The following is an 18,397-nucleotide window of genomic DNA, read 5'->3' as shown; positions in this document are numbered from 1 at the left end:
AAGAGGGTGCTGTAGCGGAATGCGGGGCCATGCTCCGCATTCCGCCTTTCTTTACTACAGTTCCTCACGCACGCGCAATGCCGCCGCAACCATGTTCTCCAGAGCCGGATAAGCCTCCTCCCATCGCCGGGTCTTCAGGCCACAGTCGGGATTGACCCATAACCGATCCCCGGGGATATGCCGCAAGGCCCGGCGCAGCAGCTCCACCATCTCCTCCACGGAGGGAATACGCGGGCTGTGGATGTCGTATACCCCCGGCCCGACTTCTCCCGGATAGTCGAACCCGGCAAAGGCATCCAGAAGCTCCATGCCACTGCGGCTGGACTCGATGCTGATGACGTCGGCGTCCATTCGGGCGATCCAGGGCAGAATGGCGTTGAATTCGCTGTAGCACATATGCGTGTGAATCTGGGTGGAATCTTCCACGCCGGAAGCGCTCAGGCGGAAGGCGTCCACGGCCCATCGCAGATAATTCTCCGCCTCGGCGGCCGTGAGCGGCATGCCCTCGCGCAGTGCCGCCTCGTCGATCTGAATGATGCGGACGCCCGCCTTCTCCAGATCCAGCACCTCGTCCCGGACAGCCAGCGCGATCTGTCTGCAGACCTCACTTCGCTCCAGATCATCGCGCACGAAGCTCCAGCACAGAATGGTCACCGGGCCGGTCAGCATACCCTTGACCGGCTTTTCGGTCAGGGACTGCGCGTACAGTATCCAGTCCAGAGTCATGGGGTGCTTGCGGTACACGTCTCCATAGATGACGGGCGGCTTCACGCACCGGCTGCCGTAGCTCTGCACCCATCCGTTTTGCGTGAAGCAGAAACCGCCGAGCTGCTGGCCGAAATACTCCACCATGTCGTTGCGCTCGGCCTCGCCATGCACCAGAATATCAAGCCCGAGTTCTTCCTGCTTCGCGATACAATCCGCTATCTCTTTCCGGATGGCGGCAATGTACTCCCCTTCCGGGATACCACCTTTCCTGCGGACCAGGCGGATGGAACGGATGGCGGAAGTCTGCGGGAACGAACCGATGGTTGTGGTGGGAAGCCGAGGCAGATTGAGCCATTTCTGGGCGTCGCGGCGGACAGAGCAGGGCCGGCGGCGGGAAAGCATGTCCGGCGTGACGGAAGCGGCCCGTTTCCGCACGGCTTCCACGCGACTGTCCGGATGCGCCAGCGCGGCCTGCAGAACGGCGGTATTCTCATCCAGCAGTGTCTGCTCCTTGCGTTCAAAAATGCCGCGCAGATCGGACAACTCCGAACATTTCTGCACGGCAAAGGCCATGCGGTTCCGGATATGTCCGGGCAGAGCAGTTTCCCCGGCCACATCCACGGGGCAATGCAGAAGCGAGCAGCTGGAGCCCAGCAGTACCCGGTCCGAACCAAGGGCAGCGACCGCCCGTTCCACAGCGGGCAGCGCTCTCGCGTATTCCGTCTTCCAGATGTTCCGGCCCGCCACAAGACCGAGAGACAAAGCCATCCTCGGGGGCAGCACGCCCAGCACCGCCTCAAGTTGCTTCCTTCCCTGAACCAGATCCACATGCAGTGCGGCGCATCCCGAGCCCGCCGCCAGATCCAGATGCCGGACCGGTCCAAAATATGTGGCCAGCATGATCCTGCCCCCGCAAGCTGCATTCATGTCCGCGTAGATCGCCTGAAACCGCGCCGTGGCTTCGTCCGGCAGAAGTTCCGTGCAGAGGACCGGCTCCTCAAGCTGGATGTAATCGCAAAGAGGAGCGAGGCGGGACAGGATCTTCACATATGCGGCGGCAATTTCCTCCAGGCGGTCCCATTTGCGGACGTCTCGTCCAGCCTTGCCCAGAGCCAGCCAGGTAAACGGCCCGATCAGAGCCGGTTTGGGCCGGAAACCGTATTCTCCGGCAAGAGAAGTATCGGCCACGACCGGATGATCCGCGGATGTCCATGTGCCGCCGTCGATCTCAGGCACGAGATAGTGATAGTTCGTATCAAACCACTTGGTCATTTCCAGAGCGGGAATATTGCGCCGGACATCGCCGCGGGCGAGACTGAAATACCCGTCCAGCGGCGCATCGCCGCGGCACGCCTCAAACCGCGGCGGCACGGCTCCCAGCATGCAGGTCACGTCCAGCATACGGTCGTACAGAGAAAAATCTCCCGTGGTCACATAGTCCAGACCGGCGTCGCGCTGGATCTGCCAGTGGCGTTTTTTCAGTTCCGCGCCGGTCTCAAGGAGGGATTCGGCGGCAAGCTCTCCCTTCCAGTAGGATTCGAGAGCCTGTTTCAATTCCCGCCGCTGGCCGATGGAGGGAAAACCAAGGATGTGGGTTTGCATGGAAACGCTCCTTTCATTCTGAGGTTGAAAGGGCAGTGCATTTCACGCGCGTCTGGATGAACACTCATCCAAATGTACGGGCATTGCCTTTACGCGAGACATACTGCCTTGCCGCGCCCATCGCGGCCATTGTGACAAGTCGTCTCCTGGCTTCCGGCCCATGACGCCGGGCCTTCCCGCCCGCAATCCGCAGGCAGTGGCTCCGGCTGGTTTTGCCGCCGGTTACAGTGGCGCGTCCGCGGCGGATTTGCACCGCCTTCCGTGTCTCATCACAATATCTGGATAGCTTGATATATTCCCGCCATTCCCGTGTCAACCGGACTCGGCGATTACAATCGCGTGTTACCCTGCCGTTGCCCCTACGCGCCCGGATGCCTGCAGGCACGGGCTCCGGCCATTGACTTCCCCTCCAAGGCCCGCCAAAAGGCGGCCATCCGTTTTCCAACCCCAGCGCGGCCCGCGCCTTTCCATCCGGACCAGCATGATCACCATCCGCTCCTGTCCCAAAGGTTCCGTCACGGATCTGGACAAGACCCGTCCCCCAGAAGAAACCGTCGCCCATGCCAGAACGGCTTTTGAAAATTCCGGTCTGCGCATTCTCTCCCAAACCAGCCGCATCGACACCGGGCGGCTGGGCATCCCGGTATTCATGTCCATCTGCGGCGAAGGCGCCAGAGCCGTCATGCCCACCCGCAAGCAGATGGGAAAAGGCGCTTCGTCCGCCCAGGCCGAGGCCTCGGCCCTCATGGAACTGGTCGAGAGATACAGCTATTTCCGCTTCTGGGATGCGGACGAAAATTTCAGGGACATGACCTGGAGCAAGGCTCAAGCCGCTTTCGGCGACCGGCTTCTGCCCGTGAAATGGCTGATCCGGTCCGTGGGGGATTCCGTGACCGAAGCGGAAGCCGTCCGCATCCTCGACCTGGTGCCCTGGCGGTTCACCCCGGCCACGGACCTGAATTCCGGCCGGGAGTACATGGTTCCGCTCAGCTGGTTCAAAAAGCTCAACGAGTTCAACGGCTCCTCCGCCGGAAACACGCCCGAGGAATCCATCCTGCAAGGCGCCTGCGAACTGGTGGAGCGTCACGTCTGCGCCGTTCTGGACCGCTCCCGCCGGGAAACCCCGACCATCGATCCCGCGTCTTTCACCGATCCGGTCCTGGCCGGACTGTACGAAAAATTCATCCACAAAGGACTACGCGTCTGGCTCAAGGACTTCAGCCAGGATTTTCCCGTGCCCACGGTGGGCGCTCTGGTCATGGACCCGGCCACATTTCCGGCCGCGAGCGAAATTGTCTTCACCGCGGGCACGGCCTCTTCCCCGCAAAAGGCGGCCATCCGCGCCCTGACGGAAATCGCGCAGCTGGGCGGCGACTTCGAAACCGGCAGCAATTATGAGGCTTCGGGCCTGCCCAAATTCACCCGGCCGGAACAGTTCGCCTGGCTGACCTCCGGTCCGATGGTGTCCATCCACGACCTGCCATCTGTGGCCGACAGCGATATCGCCTCGGAACTGCGCGCCCTCTGCGCCGGGCTGGGGTGGCGGGACTTCGCGCTTTTTTCCGTGGACATCACCGAAAAACGCCTCGACATCCCCGCCCATTACAGCTTCGTGCCGGGATTTCTGTTCCGGGAGCGCACGCCTCAGGCATCTCTGGGACTTTTCGTGGGCCGCATTCTGGCCGAAGAGACGGAACACCCCGACGCGGGGCTCGACGTGCTGGAGGCCATCCGCCCCGAGGCCCATTACCTGCCCTTTTTCCGGGGGCTGGCGGCCCTGCGCCGGGAAGCTCTCTCCGAGGCGGCCGGCTGGTTCGCGCGGGCGGAGGACGTGCAGCCCGACGCCGACGACCGGGGACTGGCCGCCTTTTACCAGGGCTACGCCCTGACCCGGGAAGAACGCTGGGCCGAGGCCCTGCCGCATCTGGACCGGGCCATCACCCACTGCCCCGAAGTGAAGGAATATTTCAACCTGCGCGGTGTGGCGCACTTCAAGCAGAGCCGGTACGCCGAAGCCGCCGCCGACTTCGAGCTGGCTCTGGCGCTGGACAGCGGTTCCGCCATGGACCTGGCCAATCTCGGTCTGTGCCACAAATTTCTGGGGCACACGGACAAGGCTCACGAACTTCTGGAAGAAGCCCTGCGGCTCGATCCCGGACTGGACTTCGCCCGCGCACATCTGGAAGAACTGGGCGAACGGGCGAGGCAGCCGGAGAGGCCGCCCCGCGCCGGGCAGCGCGAATGAAATCCTTTGGGGAGAATGCCATGGACATCAGCGGCCGCATCGCCGAGTTGAAACAGGAGCCCGGCTTCCGGAAAAGTGTGGGTATGATTCTCACACACAACGGGGTGGTCCGGGCCTGGTCCCGCAAGGATGGCTCCACAGTGAACCGGATCAGGGTGCAGGTGGATCAGGACAAGGCCGAGGGCATCCGCCGGGAGATCGAGGCCCGTCAGGGAATTTTCCGGGTGGTGGTGGAGGCCCGCAGCGGGGAATTCGTCCCCGGCGACGATCTCCTTTTTCTGATGGTGGCCGGAGACATCCGCGAGAACGTCAGGCCCGCCCTGGCCGACCTGCTGGACCGCATCAAGTCCGAGGCCATCAGCAAACAGGAATCATAGCGCGGAAACGGCTGGAATCCGGCTCCGGCGCTTTTCGGACCGCGCCATGCCACTGCGGCAGGCGCATTTTCCGCAACCATACCCCAGAAGGCACCCAGGCCGCCCGGACTATCGGACGCCTTGTTCGCCGGAGGTTTCACCCATGATGAGAAGACATGCTTTCATATTCTGGCTCTGTATCCTGCTGCCGGGTCTGCTCTCCCCGGCTGCGGCGGCTGAAGGTTCCGAACCTTTTGATTACGCCTGGCTCAAAGGCAGGGCCAGAACCCTGGCCGCCGCACCCTACGTCAGCCACGAGGGCGAGCTGCCCAAGGTGCTGCAAAACCTGAGCTGGGATGCGTATCAGCAGATCAGGTTCGACCGGGGGCATGCCCTGTGGAGAAAAGACGATTCTCTCTTCCGGGCGGAGCTTTTCCATCTGGGCCTTTATTTCAGAACGCCTGTGACCATTTACGAGCTGGAAAACGGCCGGGCGGCGCAGATTCCCTACTCGCGGGACCTGTTCCAGTACGGCAAGTCCGGCCTCAAAGGCGCACATCTGCCCAAAGATCTGGGATTCGCCGGATTCCGCTTTCTCTACCACACCGACTGGGAACGCGATCTGGTGGCCTTCCTGGGCGCCAGCTACTTCCGGGCCGTGGGTGGTGAAATGCAGTACGGCATGTCCGCCCGGGGACTGGCCATCGACACCGCCCTGCCCAGACCGGAGGAATTTCCGCTGTTCACCCATTTCTGGCTGGAAAAACCCGGCCCCGGCCGCGACACGGCCACCGTGTACGCTCTGCTGGATTCACCCAGCGCCACCGGCGCATACCGCTTCGACATCCGGCCCGGCCAGCATCTGACCATGCGTGTGGACGCGGCCATCTACCCCCGCAAACCCATCGAACGTCTGGGCATCGCCCCACTGACCAGCATGTTTTTGAGCGGAGAGAACGACCGCCGCATGGCCTACGACTGGCGGCCGGAAATTCATGACTCCGACGGTCTGGCCATTCTGACCGGCGCCGGAGAGTGGCTCTGGCGGCCGCTGGTCAATCCGCGCCAGTTACGCTTCAATGCCTACATGGACAGCAACCCGCGCGGTTTCGGGCTGGCCCAGCGGGACCAGAATTTCGACCATTACCACGACGACGGCGTGTTCTACGACAAGCGGCCGAGCGTGTGGGTGGAGCCCCTGGGAGACTGGGGAGAAGGCTCGGTGCAGCTCGTGGAAATCCCCACCGTGGACGAGACGTTCGACAATATCGTGGCCTTCTGGAACCCGTCCCGACCCGTCGAAGCCGGACAGGAACTGCTCTACAGCTACAATCTGCACTGGGGCACCCGGCCTCCCGAACCGGTCCGGCTGGCCCGCGTGGCGGACACCTTCACCGGCCTTGGGGGCGTCATCGGCAAGAAACGCGAATACTACAGCAAGCGCTTCGCCGTGGATTTCGCAGGCGGGGACATGCCCATGATAGGGGCGGACACCACCGTCACGCCCGTGCTCAGCTCCTCGGCCGGACGCATAGAGATCACTTCCGTCCGCCCCCAGCATGCCATAAAAGGCTTTCGCTGCATGTTCGACGTGGTGCCGCCGGACAATACCGAAAGGCCCATCGACCTGCGCCTGCATCTGGAAGCCGGCGGCCGGAGGATTTCCGAGACCTGGACCTACCAGTGGAGCCCGCCTCCGGCCGGAGAGCGGCAGTTATATAATCCGTAGAAATGGGGGCGGTTTCTTCGCCCCAATAGACTGACTGGAGAATGAAAAATCCGGGCTTTGCCGCCAGCCGTGAAACCATGGTGCGGCTGGTGACAAACCCGGATTTGACGGGAAAAGTCCGGCGGGATCAGTGATCGTGCTTTTCGGGCCCATGCTCCTCATGCAGGGAGAAAATGATAAGCCCCAGAAGACCAAGCCCCAGCCCGAGAATAAGCCCTGAAAACATGCCTGCCTCCTTGCGAGTGTTTCGGCCGACATAGGCCAAAAACGCTCTGCCCTCAAGCTTTTGTAACTTTACTGATGCCGCCGGCAAAATATTGTTGTGCTCGGCTGCGGCTTTTTACTCCGCGCCATAGCCGGGAGATAGCGGCAACGCCACTTTTTGAGCGGGGGCACAGCCGCGCGGCCCGGCACCGGCCCACAAACGGCAAATCCCCCGCCATATGGCGGGGGATAGTGTCATCACATCGCGGACGAACGTCCTCTTCCCATGCGTCAGTTTTCCAGAACCACAACCGGCTTGATGAGGTCCTTCGGCTTGTCCTTCATCAGCATCAGGGCTTCTTCAATATCCTCGAACTTGGAGAACCTGTGCGTGATCAGTCTGGACAGATTGAGCTTTCCGCAGCTCACAAGACTGGCCAGTTTTTCCATGCGCAACCGGCCGCCGGGCATCAGGCCGCCGTTGATGTTTTTGTGCCCCATGCCCACACCCCATTCCACACGCGGAATGCAGATATGTTCGCCTGAGCCCAGGTAATTGACATTGCCGATCTTACCGCCCGGCTTGAGACACTTCACGGCTTCGCTGAAGGTATCGACAGTGCCCCCGGCGATGATGATTTTGTCCACACCCTTGCCGTCGGTCATTTTCATCACCTGGGCGTCGATGGGTCCTTCCTTGTAACCGATGAGTTCTGTGGCTCCGTAAAAAGCGGCAGCCTCCCGGCAGACCTCCCTCGTTCCCACAGCAAAAATCCGCGATGCGCCCTTCAGGTTGGCTCCGGCGACGCTCATCAGACCCACCGGGCCGATGCCGATGACCAGAACGATGTCACCGAACTGGACATCGGCCAGTTCCGCGCCATGGAAACCCGTCGGCACCATGTCCGACAGCATGCAGGCTTCGCCGGTCGGAATCGAATCGGGCAGAAGGGCCAGATTGCCGTCCGCGTCGTTGACATGGAACAGCGTTCCAAAGAGCCCATCCTTGAAGTTGGAGAACTTCCACCCGCCCAGCATTCCGTTTGAATGCATCTGGAAACCGGCCTGCGCCTCCAGGGAGTTCCAGTCAGGAGTGATAGCCGGCACAATGACTCTGTCTCCCGGTTTGAAGTCCTTGACGAGTTCTCCGACCTTGACGACCACTCCGCAGCCCTCGTGCCCCAGAATCATGTCCTTGCGATCGCCTATGGCGCCCTCCCAGACAGTGTGCACATCCGAAGTACATGGAGCCAGAGCCAGCGGCCGACACAAGGCATCCATCGGCCCGCATACCGGATCGGATTTTTCAATCCAGCCGGTCTTTCCAATACCCAGCATCGCAAAACCTTTCATCTTGAACCTCCTTCCGTTTTACAGCGGCAAGACAGGCAGAGCATAGCCAGAAACTCATGAGGATAAGTCCCATGAAATACATCTTGCCATAGACATACCGTGATCCACACGAGCTGTACAGTGGAAAAGATTTAAAATCGGTTCATTCATTCTTCCGGAAAAAGGGGCGCATCCGCCCTGCCTACGAAAGCGCGTCCGAATGCCCGTCTCCAGCAGATACCGCATTTGAAAACAGGTTCCCAACCCCGAAAATGTTCATTGAAAGACGGACAACTCGGAGATGGAAACCGTGCGCATGGATTATGCGTTCCGCGGAAGGCTTGCCAAAAAATTTTCCGCGTCTTACTTTTTTGCAGTAAATTTCCCGTCTTTTTTTTGCAGCATGAGGAGTCAGCATGTCTTTTTCTTCTTCCCGCATATCCATTGGCGGCATGCACTGCGCGGCCTGCTCCGCCCGGATCGAGCGCGTGATCGGAGGGATGCCCGGCGTGGACGGCGTCGAAGTGAGCCTGCCCGCCGCGGAAATGCGGGTCCGTTTCGATCCCCAGTCCATTGCTCTGAATGAGATTCTCACCCGCGTACGGGCTTTGGGCTTTGAGGCCGAGCCCCCCACCTCCGCCGCCCAGGCGTCCTTCAGAATCGGCGGCATGCACTGCGCGGCCTGCTCCGCCCGGATCGAGCGCGTGATCGGAGGGATGCCCGGCGTGGACGGCGTCGAAGTGAGCCTGCCCGCCGCGGAAATGCGGGTCCGTTTCGATCCCCAGTCCATTGCTCTGAATGAGATTCTCACCCGCGTACGGGCTTTGGGCTTTGAGGCCGAGCCCCCCACCTCCGCCGCCCAGGCGTCCTTCAGAATCGGCGGCATGCACTGCGCGGCCTGCTCCGCCCGGATCGAGCGATTGGCCTCGCGGATGGAGGGCATGCGCGAGGCTGTCGTCAATCTGGGCACGGGTGAGGGCCGGTTTGTATTCGATCCGGCCCGGCTGTCCTTGCGCACCCTGCGCGAAGCCATCCAGAACGCCGGCTTCACCGTGGAGCCGCTCCGCCCGGAAAAGGTGGACGACCAGGAACACCGCATGCTGGCCGCCCTGGCCGGGCAAAAGCGCGACGTGATCCGGATCATGCTCTTCGCCCTGCCCCTTCTCCTTCTGTCCATGGGGCACATGTGGGGCATGCCTCTGCCCCGGACGCTGGACCCCGCACATGCGCCCGGCATCTTCGCTCTGGCCCAGCTTCTTCTGACCATGCCCGTGGTCTGGAGCGGGCGGCAGTTTTACGTGCGGGGCTTCCCGGCCCTGATCCGCCGGGCGCCGAACATGGATTCCCTGGTGGCCGTAGGTACGGGCGCGGCCCTGGCCTATTCCCTGTGGAACACCGTGGAAATCTGGCTCGGCGTGAGCCCCCACGAGCGGGCCATGGACCTTTACTACGAATCCGCAGCCGTGCTTCTGGCCATGATTTCCCTCGGCAAATACTTCGAGGCCAGATCCGTATTCCGGACCACGGACGCGGTGCGCGCCCTCATGCATCTGGCCCCGGACACGGCGGCGCTGGTGGATGGAGAAACCGAGCGGCCCGTGGCCGTGGCCGAAATCGAACCCGGCGACCTGCTTCGCATCCGCCCCGGCGAGAGGATACCCGTGGACGGTGAAGTGGCCGAGGGGGAAAGCCATGTAGACGAGTCCATGCTGACGGGAGAGCCTCTGCCCGTGCGGCGCGCTCCCGGCGACCGGATTTTCGGCGGCACCCTGAACACCACCGGCGCGCTGGTCATGCGCGCCCTGCATGTGGGCGAGGACACGGTGCTGGCCCGCATCGTCCGGCTGGTGCGCGACGCTCAGGGCTCCAAGGCCCCCATCGCCAATCTGGCCGATACCATCAGTTTCTATTTCGTGCCCACGGTCATGTCGCTGGCTCTGCTGGCGGGCCTCTCCTGGTATATCTTCAGCGACGAGGGTTTCTCTTTCGCCCTGCGCATCGCCGTTTCGGTGCTGGTCATCGCCTGCCCCTGCGCCATGGGGCTGGCCACGCCCACGTCCATCATGGCCGGCACGGGCCGCGGAGCGCAGCTCGGAGTGCTGATCAAGTCCGGCCGGGCCCTGCAACGGGCGGGAGAACTCACGGCCATAGTCTTCGACAAGACCGGCACCCTGACCGTGGGCAAGCCCGCTCTCGCCGGAATCTGGACGCCGGACGGACAGGACGGAAACGCTCCTCTGCGCTTGGCCGCCGCAGTGGAACGCCTTTCAGAGCATCCTCTGGCCCGGGCGGTGACGGCCGCCTGCGACGGGCCCGTACCCGAGGCCGGAGACTTCCAGGCAGTGCCCGGCCAAGGCGTGACCGCCCGCGTGGAAGAACGCGGCGTGGCCATCGGCAACGAACGGCTGATGAACTCTCTGGGCGTGGAACTGAAAGGAGCGCGGGAAGCGCGGGAGCGGATGGAGGACGACGGGGCCACGGTGATCCATGTGGCCGTGGACGGACGTCTGGCCGCCCTTCTGGGAATCAGCGACGCCATCCGTCCTGAAGCCGCTTCCGTTGTGGAGGCCCTCGGGAAAATGGGCATCGAGGCGCGGCTGGTGACCGGCGATGCCGAACGCCCGGCCCTGGCCGTGGCCCGCCAGGCGGGCATCAAGGCCGTCGAAGCCGGAGTGCTGCCCGAACACAAGGCTGCGGCCATCCGGAAACTTCAGGCCGAAGGCCATGTGACGGGCATGGCCGGCGACGGCATCAACGACGCCCCGGCCCTGGCCGCCGCCGATCTGGGCATAGCCATGGGCTCGGGCATGGACGTGGCGCTGGAATCCGGGGACGTGGTGCTCATGTCCGAAGATCTGTCCGGCCTGCTCACGGCCCTTCATCTGGGCCGCGCGGTCATGACCAATATCCGGCAGAATCTTTTCTGGGCCTTTGCCTTCAATACCATCGGCATACCCGTGGCCATGGGGCTCCCGCACCTGTTCGGCGGGCCGGTCATGAACCCCATGCTGGCCGGGACAGCCATGGCCATGAGTTCGGTCATGGTGGTCAGCAACGCGCTGCGGCTGCGCTTTTTCACGCCGGGGCACGCGCGTTGACGGCAACACCACCGTTGCAGCAACGACCCATTCAGATAAGGAAAAACCTGAAGGAGGATGCCATGCAGATCGAACAGAAAAGCATTCCGGCCACGACCATGCTGGAATCCGTGGCCCGGCTGAAGCTCGCGGACATATGCGGGCACACGGCTCCCATCATCACGGAGCTCATGGCCGAGGCCGAAGCGCGTGGGGGTGTCCGCTTGCTTCCCGCATCTGCTTCAAATCATGGCCTAAATGGCTGATATGACCGGACGGCACCGCTGTGGCACCCGCAACTTCCACACCTTCTCGGTTAACAGTGTTTACAACTGCCCGCCTGATCCGGCTCCCGCCAGTGATCTGAGATATGCGCTCATGCGGGGGATATATATGGGCAAACCCTACGGTCTTGGATGCGTCAGCACACTTTTTGCGGTGAAACCATCTTGTAAAAACCTCCATTTTTGTTTAGAGAAGAATTCTCATTCTCGAAACTCTTTAATTGAGGAGGTTTTCCGGCCATGCGCAACATGATGAAGCTGGCGTTGCTGGCGTTCTTTCTGAGCAGCGGGTGCGCCACGCTGCTGGTGGGCGGGGCCGCCGCCGTGGGCACCTACACGTACGCCATGGGGCAGTTGAAACACACTTACGCCGTCAGCCTGGATCGTTCCTACAAGGCGACTCTGGCTGCTTGTAAATCCTTGAAGCTGCCCATCGCCAAGACCGAGAAAGAACTGAGCTCCGCCTCCGTGACCTGTAAAGACGGCGATACGGATGTGTGGATTTCTCTGAAGAGCCTGCCGGAAAACCCCAAGCACACGGAGATCTCCGTGCGTGTCGGAGTTCTGGGTGACGAAGCCGCGTCCAAAAAGATTCACGAGGCCATCCGGGCCAAGCTGTAGTTTCCTGCGGGCTCCGGCCCGGCGGACCTTCCGGCCGGAGCCCTTTGCACCAAGGAGAACCTGAAAGTATGAAAATCGGCGGACTGATGGGGCTTATCGTCCTTGTACTGGACGTATGGGCCATCATAAAAATCGTACAGAGCTCGGCCAGCGCCATGAACAAGGCCATCTGGATCGTGCTCATCCTCGCACTTCCCGTTCTGGGATTCATCATCTGGTTCCTGTTCGGGCCGAAGTAAGGCAACATATTAAAAGGAGGAAATCATGGCAGCCAAAGACGAAAACACCTTGGACTCCCTGAAGGAAGAACTCCAGAGCCTGCAGAAGCAGTTCAGCGAGCTGGCCAAGTCGTTCAAGGACGCGGGAGTCGAGAAATCCTCGGAACTGACCGCCAAGCTGGAAAAAGAACTGGAAAAGTACCAGAAACTGGCTTCGGAAAAAGTCCAGAAAGCCTACGACGCCGGCAGCGCGGGAGTCGAAGAAGTCAGCGAACGGGTGCGGCAGAATCCGCTGGGAAGCGTGCTCATCGCTTTCGGGGCGGGATACATTCTGTCAAAACTCATTCGCCTCACCAGGTAACTTCCGGCGTGAAAGGTCTGACCGAACTCGTCATCGGTCTCTGTGATCTGGCCGAGGCCGAAGGTCGGCTTCTGCGGCACAACGTCCTGAAAACGGTGCGCACGGCCGCGTTGCTGATCCTCGGCCTGTTTTTCGGAGCTGCGGGTGCGGCCTTTTTCGTGGCCGCCCTGTACCGGGCGCTGGTCGAGATCGTGCATCCGGCCTGGGCGCTGTGTATTCTGGGACTTGCCTGCATGGGCATTGCCGGAGGTCTGGTATGGACGACATCAGCCAGAAAAAAGAGTACTCCGTAGCCGAGGCCAAGGAGCGCCTGCGTGCGGCCTCGGGCCGCTTTGACCCCTGGGGCGCGGTCAAGGCCAGGCCGCTGTGTTCCGTGCTTGCGGCCTTCGTGACCGGACTTGGCTGGAGCGCCCTGTGGCGGAGCAAGCTGTCCTCGGGTCTGGTGCCGCTGTCCATTCAGCTCCTCAAGCGTATGTAACGATCCTTTGAAACCTGAAATAGCCGGCCGGGCCTCGCAGCAGATAAGCGAAGCCCGGCTTTCTGTTTTCAGGACGGGTGGGGCATCAAGCCCCTACTCCGCCAGTCACATGCCCTCCGCCACTCTGCTCCGCCTCACCGGCAGCGGGCACGCTGCATCAGCTCTCCCCGAAGCATAACTGATCCGAACCAAGCGCGGCCGCTTCCGCGCCGCCCCCTGGAGGGTCTCATCCGATTCTGAAAAATATCCGGAATGAAGCTTGCCGGAACGCGCTGATTTGAATAATTTGCTGAAACCGTCTCCAAAATTGAATGATATTCAAAATTGATGACGACGATGCGCCCCGAAGGACAAATTTACGCCCAAGGCTGTCTTCGGGCAGGCCCCGCGACATACCGGGATGTCTTCCACCACAATCCGGAAACTTCCCGGCTCGGCCGAACCCGCGCGACGGCGTCAACACTTCCGATGCGTCAAGGAGGAATTCATGAAGAAAAAATGTTGCGTCCTCGGATCTCTGCTTCTGGTTCTGCTCATGTGGGGACCGGCCTGGGCCAAACCCGTCCGCATCGGCCTCATGTGCCCCCTGACCGGCTCCTGGGCCAGCGAGGGGCAGAACATGAAACGGATCGTGGAGCTGCTCGTGGCCGAAACCAACAGGGCTGGCGGCATCAACGGCGACCAGGTGGAGCTTGTCATCGAGGATGACGGCGGTGATCCCCGACAGGCCGCCCTGGCCGCCTCCCGCCTGAGCACCAAAGACATTGTGGCCGTCATCGGCACTTATGGCTCCTCCGTGACCGAGGCCTCCCAGAATATCTACGCCGAATCGGACATCATCCAGATAGCCACCGGCTCCACGGCCATCCGCCTGACGGAAAAGAAGCTGCCCTTCTTCTTCCGCACCTGCCCCCGCGACGACGATCAGGGCGCTGTGGCCGCCAAGGTCCTGGCCGCTCTGGGACACTCGAAAATCGCCATTCTGCATGACAACACCTCCTACGCCAAGGGTCTGGCCGACGAAGCCCGCGCCCTGATCGGAAAGTCCGATCAGACCGTGGTTTTTTTCGACGCCCTGACTCCCGGCGAGCGCGACTACAACGCCATCCTGACCAAGCTCAGAACCGCCGCCCCGGACATCATCTTCTTCACGGGCTACTACCCGGAGGTGGGGATGCTGCTGCGCCAGAAGATGGAAATGGGCTGGGACGTGCCCATACTCGGCGGCGACGCCACCAATAATCCCGATCTGGTCAAGATCGCGGGCAGCAAGGCCGCCCGGGGCTACATGTTCCTGAGCCCGCCCGTGCCCGCCGATCTGGACACTCCCGAAGCCAAGGATTTCCTGGCCGCCTACAGGGCCGCTCATGCCGGCGATCCCGGTTCCGTCTGGGCCGTACTGGCCGGAGACGCCTACAGGGCTCTGGTCCAGGCCATTGCGGCAACCGGCGACACGGCTCCCGACAAACTCGCCGCCTATCTGAAGAACGATCTGAAAGATTTCTCCGGGCTGACCGGAAAAATCTCCTTCAATGAAAAGGGCGACCGTGTGGGCGACCTGTACCGCGTGTACGAGGTCGATGCCGACGGAAAATTCGTGCCCCGGCCATGAAGTCCGGGCCTCCTTTTTCGCGGAGGCCCGGACTTCCGGCACGGGCCGCGTCCAGTCAAATCTCTATCCCCACATCCCTATGGAAGAATTTTTCCAGCAACTGACCAACGGCCTGGCCGTGGGCAGCATCTACGCCCTCATCGCTCTGGGATACACCATGGTTTACGGCGTCATGAAGCTGATCAACTTCGCCCACGGCGAACTGTTCACCATCGGCGCCTACCTCGGCCTGACCCTGCTCATTTCCTTCGGCCTGTTCGATAAAATCGGCCCTCTGCCATCCATCGCCCTGCTGGCGCTCATGGTCATGGGTCTGGTGGCCGTCATCGGCGTCATTCTGGAACGCGCGGCCTACCGGCCTCTGCGCCATTCCCACCGGCTCTCCGCCGTTGTTTCCGCCCTGGGCGCGTCCATATTTTTCCAGAACGCCATCAAGGCCGTCTACGGGCCGCACTTCCGGGTCTATCCCCACGACATCCTGCCCAAGGCTGTGATCAACGTCTTCGGCCTCGGTGTGCCCGCGGTCCGCATAGCCATGTTTCTGGCCGCCCTCCTGCTCATGGCCGGACTGTACTTCTTCATCCAAAAAACCAGGACCGGCACGGCCATCCGCGCCACGGCCATCGATCAAGGCGCAGCCCGGCTCATGGGCATCAATGTGGACCGGGTGATCATGCTGGTCTTCTGCATCGGCCCGGCACTGGGCGGGGCAGCCGGCCTCATGGTGGGGCTCTATTACGGCCAGATCAACTTCGACATGGGCTGGATTTACGGCCTCAAAGCCTTTACCGCCGCCATTCTGGGCGGCATCGGCAACATTCCCGGAGCCATGGTCGGCGGTCTCCTGCTCGGCGTCATCGAGGCCCTGGGTGCGGCGTACATCTCCATCGCCTGGAAGGACGCCATCTCCTTCTGCGTGCTCATCCTGATCCTCATCATCCGCCCCAAGGGACTTCTGGGCGAACGCGTGGCGGAGAAAGTATGACATCCCGCCTTCCCGCCCTCCGCATGGCCGCGATCCCGGCCTTCGCCCTGGTCATGGCCGCGTGTCCCTTCTTTCTGAACGCCTACTGGATCGAACTGCTGAACAACGTGGGGCTCTACGCCATCCTGGGACTCAGCCTGAACATCATTCTCGGACACGCCGGACTGTTCCACATGGGACATGCCGCCTTCTACGCCGTGGGCGCGTACGCCACAGCCATCCTGAACACCATGTACGGTGTGCCCGTGCTGTGGCTCATGCCTCTGGCGGGTCTGCTGGCCGGAGCCTTCGCCCTGGCCGTGGCCCGGCCCATCATCCACCTGCGCGGCGATTACCTGCTCATCGTGACCATCGGCATTGTGGAAATCGTGCGCATCGCTCTGGTCAACAACGTCTTCAGCATCACCGGCGGGGCCAACGGCATTTTCGGCATCGACCGGCCCTTTCTGTTCGGCTTCAAAATCGCCAAGCCCATGCATTTCTTCTATCTGATCTGGGGTTTCGCGGCGGCAACCATTTTTCTGCTGAGCCGCCTGGAGAACTCGCGTTTCGGCCGGGCACTGCGCTATATCAAGGAAGACGAGGTAGCCGCCGAAGGAAGCGGCATCGACGTGGCCCGGTACAAGCTGGCCGCTTTTGCCATAGGCGCGGTCTGGGCGGGCATGACCGGAACCATCTACGCCGCCAAGATGACCACCATCGCTCCGGAATCCTTCTCCTTTGCCGAATCGGTCGTGCTGTTCTCCATCGTCATCCTGGGCGGAGCGGGCAGCATTCCCGGCGTGCTGCTGGGCGCGTTTCTGCTCATCGGCCTGCCCGAGTTCTTTCGCGGACTGGAAGAATACCGGATGCTGGTCTTCGGCGCGGCCATGATCCTGATGATGATCTTCCGCAATCAGGGTCTGCTGCCGCCCGGTCCCAAACACTACGACATTCCCGCACGCCCGGCCGGAGGACACCAGTGAGCCTGCTGCGCATCGAAAACCTGAGCAAAAGCTTCGGCGGTCTCATGGCCGTCAGTGAAGTCAGCTTCGAGGTGGAAGCCGGGACAGTGGTCGGCCTCATCGGCCCCAACGGCGCGGGCAAGACCACGGTTTTCAATCTGATTACCGGCAACTACCGCCCCGATTCCGGCTCGGTGATCTTTGACGGCGAGAACCTGACGGGGCACCCCGCCCATGCCATTGTGGAAAAAGGCATCGCCCGCACCTTCCAGGCCATCCGCCTGTTCCAGAACATGAGTCTGCTGGAGAACGTGCTGGCCGGACGCCATTGCCGGATGCGCGCGGGAGCCCTCGCGGCCATGCTGCGTACGCCCGCCCAGCGCCGGGAGGAAAAGGAAGCCATAGCCCGGGCCATGGATGAACTGCGTTTCGTGGGCCTGGAAGACCGGTGGCAGAACCCGGCCGGGAGCCTGGCTTACGGCAACCAGCGCCTGCTGGAAATCGCCCGGGCGCTGGCCTCCGGGCCCCGGCTCATTGTTCTGGACGAACCGGCCGGAGGCATGAACGATCGGGAAACCAGGGAACTCGTTCATCTTATCCGCGCCATCCGGGACCGGGGCGTGACCGTGATTCTCATCGAGCACGACATGGGGCTGGTCATGCGCGTCTGCTCCTCTCTGGTGGTGCTGGAACACGGCGTCGGGATCGCCTCCGGCACGCCCGAGGAAATCCAGGCCGATCCGCGGGTCATTGAAGCCTATCTCGGTGCCGAAGACTACGAGTAAACGGTCCGGCCAATCCTGACCGGAAAACAGACGGGACACGCATGCTGCTCAAAATCGAAAATCTGCGCGTCGGTTATGGGAACGTGGAAGCCCTGCACGGCATCGACCTGGAAGTGAACGAAGGCGAGATCGTGACCATCCTGGGGGCCAACGGCGCAGGCAAATCCACCACCTTAAACGCCATCAGCGGGCTGGCGCGAATCACCGGAGGCGGCATCTATTTTCAGGGCAAGGCCCTGCACAGGCTGCCGGCCCACGAAATTGTCCGCCTCAGGATCACTCAGAGCCCCGAAGGCCGCCGGGTCTTCTCCACCCTCACAGTGGAAGAGAATCTGCTGCTCGGCGCGTTCACCTCGTCCAGCGCCGAACGCACGGAGAGCACCCGCAAGCGGATTTACGACCTCTTTCCCCGCCTGAAGGAACGGCGCAGGCAACTGGCCGGAACCTTGAGCGGCGGAGAACAGCAGATGCTGGCCATCGGCAGGGCGCTCATGGCCGACCCGAAAATTCTGCTTCTGGACGAACCGAGCCTCGGCCTGGCCCCCATCCTGGTCAAATCCATCTTCAACACGGTACGCGAGATCAACCGCTCCGGCGTCACGGTCATCCTGGTGGAGCAAAACGCCAAGGCCGCCCTGAAACTGGCCGACCGGGGCTACGTCATGGAAGTGGGCAACATGGTTCTGTCCGGCCGGGCCGACAGCCTGCTCCGGAACGAACAGGTCCGCCGGGCCTATCTGGGCGGCGGACGTGAAGACCATCCCAATTGAGGCTGGCCGTAATATTGCATAAAAACTGGAATCGGCGATTGCGGCGCTGCAAGCCGCACACTTCCGGAACAGACAGATAATTGAGA

The 18,397-nt window shown here is 62.0% G+C and carries 17 protein-coding genes and 1 riboswitch; of the genes, 15 read left to right on the top strand and 2 right to left on the bottom strand.

Annotated features, from left to right (window positions below):
• Positions 1 to 54: 54 nt before the first annotated feature.
• A complete protein-coding gene (gene metE, locus AXF15_RS06625; RefSeq protein WP_066605030.1) occupies positions 55 to 2,310 on the bottom strand; it encodes a 5-methyltetrahydropteroyltriglutamate--homocysteine S-methyltransferase in 2,256 nt (751 codons plus the stop codon).
• A gap of 120 nt (positions 2,311 to 2,430) precedes the next feature.
• Positions 2,431 to 2,616: riboswitch (cobalamin riboswitch) on the bottom strand.
• A gap of 175 nt (positions 2,617 to 2,791) precedes the next feature.
• Here metE and AXF15_RS06620 point away from each other — a divergent pair.
• The 3 genes from AXF15_RS06620 to AXF15_RS06610 all read left to right on the top strand — a co-directional run bounded on the left by AXF15_RS06620 (position 2,792) and on the right by AXF15_RS06610 (position 6,640).
• Positions 2,792 to 4,555 carry a YcaO-like family protein gene (locus tag AXF15_RS06620; protein WP_066605028.1) on the top strand — a complete coding sequence of 588 codons (1,764 nt, stop codon included), beginning with the start codon at positions 2,792 to 2,794 and terminating at the stop codon, positions 4,553 to 4,555.
• Between the two features lie 20 nt (positions 4,556 to 4,575).
• Positions 4,576 to 4,932 carry a molybdenum cofactor biosynthesis protein MoaE gene (locus AXF15_RS06615; RefSeq protein ID WP_066608780.1) on the top strand — a complete coding sequence of 119 codons (357 nt, stop codon included), beginning with the start codon at positions 4,576 to 4,578 and terminating at the stop codon, positions 4,930 to 4,932.
• A gap of 142 nt (positions 4,933 to 5,074) precedes the next feature.
• A complete protein-coding gene (locus AXF15_RS06610; protein WP_066605027.1) occupies positions 5,075 to 6,640 on the top strand; it encodes an OpgD/OpgG family glucan biosynthesis protein in 1,566 nt (521 codons plus the stop codon).
• A 495-nt stretch (positions 6,641 to 7,135) separates the two neighbouring features.
• On the opposite strand, the gene AXF15_RS06605 is transcribed toward AXF15_RS06610, so the two are convergent.
• A complete protein-coding gene (locus tag AXF15_RS06605) occupies positions 7,136 to 8,197 on the bottom strand; it encodes an NAD(P)-dependent alcohol dehydrogenase (protein WP_066605026.1) in 1,062 nt (353 codons plus the stop codon).
• Between the two features lie 395 nt (positions 8,198 to 8,592).
• Between AXF15_RS06605 and AXF15_RS06595 the strand changes: the two genes are divergently transcribed.
• The 12 genes from AXF15_RS06595 (at position 8,593) to AXF15_RS06545 (ending at position 18,311) form a co-directional block, all read left to right on the top strand.
• Positions 8,593 to 11,274 carry a heavy metal translocating P-type ATPase gene (locus tag AXF15_RS06595; RefSeq protein ID WP_236884734.1) on the top strand — a complete coding sequence of 894 codons (2,682 nt, stop codon included), beginning with the start codon at positions 8,593 to 8,595 and terminating at the stop codon, positions 11,272 to 11,274.
• 62 nt (positions 11,275 to 11,336) lie between these two features.
• Positions 11,337 to 11,519 carry a hypothetical protein gene (locus AXF15_RS06590; protein WP_066605023.1) on the top strand — a complete coding sequence of 61 codons (183 nt, stop codon included), beginning with the start codon at positions 11,337 to 11,339 and terminating at the stop codon, positions 11,517 to 11,519.
• A 258-nt stretch (positions 11,520 to 11,777) separates the two neighbouring features.
• A complete protein-coding gene (locus tag AXF15_RS06585; RefSeq protein WP_066605021.1) occupies positions 11,778 to 12,158 on the top strand; it encodes a DUF3568 domain-containing protein in 381 nt (126 codons plus the stop codon).
• Between the two features lie 68 nt (positions 12,159 to 12,226).
• Positions 12,227 to 12,397, top strand: coding sequence for a PLDc N-terminal domain-containing protein (locus AXF15_RS13485; RefSeq protein WP_083517908.1), 171 nt, complete (start codon positions 12,227 to 12,229; stop codon positions 12,395 to 12,397).
• A 25-nt stretch (positions 12,398 to 12,422) separates the two neighbouring features.
• Complete coding sequence (locus AXF15_RS06580; RefSeq protein ID WP_066605018.1) at positions 12,423 to 12,737, top strand: ElaB/YgaM/YqjD family protein; 315 nt, start codon at positions 12,423 to 12,425, stop codon at positions 12,735 to 12,737.
• A gap of 8 nt (positions 12,738 to 12,745) precedes the next feature.
• Entirely contained in the window at positions 12,746 to 13,030 is a 285-nt protein-coding gene (locus AXF15_RS06575) for a hypothetical protein (protein ID WP_066605015.1), read from the top strand.
• Complete coding sequence (locus AXF15_RS06570; protein ID WP_066605012.1) at positions 12,994 to 13,215, top strand: hypothetical protein; 222 nt, start codon at positions 12,994 to 12,996, stop codon at positions 13,213 to 13,215. Before AXF15_RS06575 ends, AXF15_RS06570 begins: the two co-directional genes overlap by 37 nt.
• Before the next feature lie 487 nt (positions 13,216 to 13,702).
• Positions 13,703 to 14,827, top strand: a complete 1,125-nt coding sequence (locus AXF15_RS06565; protein ID WP_066605006.1) for a branched-chain amino acid ABC transporter substrate-binding protein — start codon at positions 13,703 to 13,705, stop codon at positions 14,825 to 14,827.
• A 79-nt stretch (positions 14,828 to 14,906) separates the two neighbouring features.
• On the top strand, positions 14,907 to 15,812 hold the full coding sequence (locus AXF15_RS06560) for a branched-chain amino acid ABC transporter permease (RefSeq protein ID WP_066608769.1): 906 nt from the start codon (positions 14,907 to 14,909) through the stop codon (positions 15,810 to 15,812).
• 23 nt (positions 15,813 to 15,835) lie between these two features.
• On the top strand, positions 15,836 to 16,777 hold the full coding sequence (locus AXF15_RS06555; RefSeq protein WP_066608767.1) for a branched-chain amino acid ABC transporter permease: 942 nt from the start codon (positions 15,836 to 15,838) through the stop codon (positions 16,775 to 16,777).
• Entirely contained in the window at positions 16,774 to 17,541 is a 768-nt protein-coding gene (locus tag AXF15_RS06550; protein ID WP_066604999.1) for an ABC transporter ATP-binding protein, read from the top strand. Before AXF15_RS06555 ends, AXF15_RS06550 begins: the two co-directional genes overlap by 4 nt.
• A gap of 41 nt (positions 17,542 to 17,582) precedes the next feature.
• Complete coding sequence (locus tag AXF15_RS06545) at positions 17,583 to 18,311, top strand: ABC transporter ATP-binding protein (protein ID WP_066604996.1); 729 nt, start codon at positions 17,583 to 17,585, stop codon at positions 18,309 to 18,311.
• The last annotated feature ends 86 nt before the right edge of the window (positions 18,312 to 18,397 follow it).

This window comes from Desulfomicrobium orale DSM 12838 (assembly GCF_001553625.1).
In the GTDB taxonomy this organism is placed as follows: domain Bacteria; phylum Desulfobacterota; class Desulfovibrionia; order Desulfovibrionales; family Desulfomicrobiaceae; genus Desulfomicrobium; species Desulfomicrobium orale.
The sequence above is the reverse complement of the archived record's forward strand: the minus strand, read 5'-3'. Positions and strand labels throughout refer to the sequence as shown.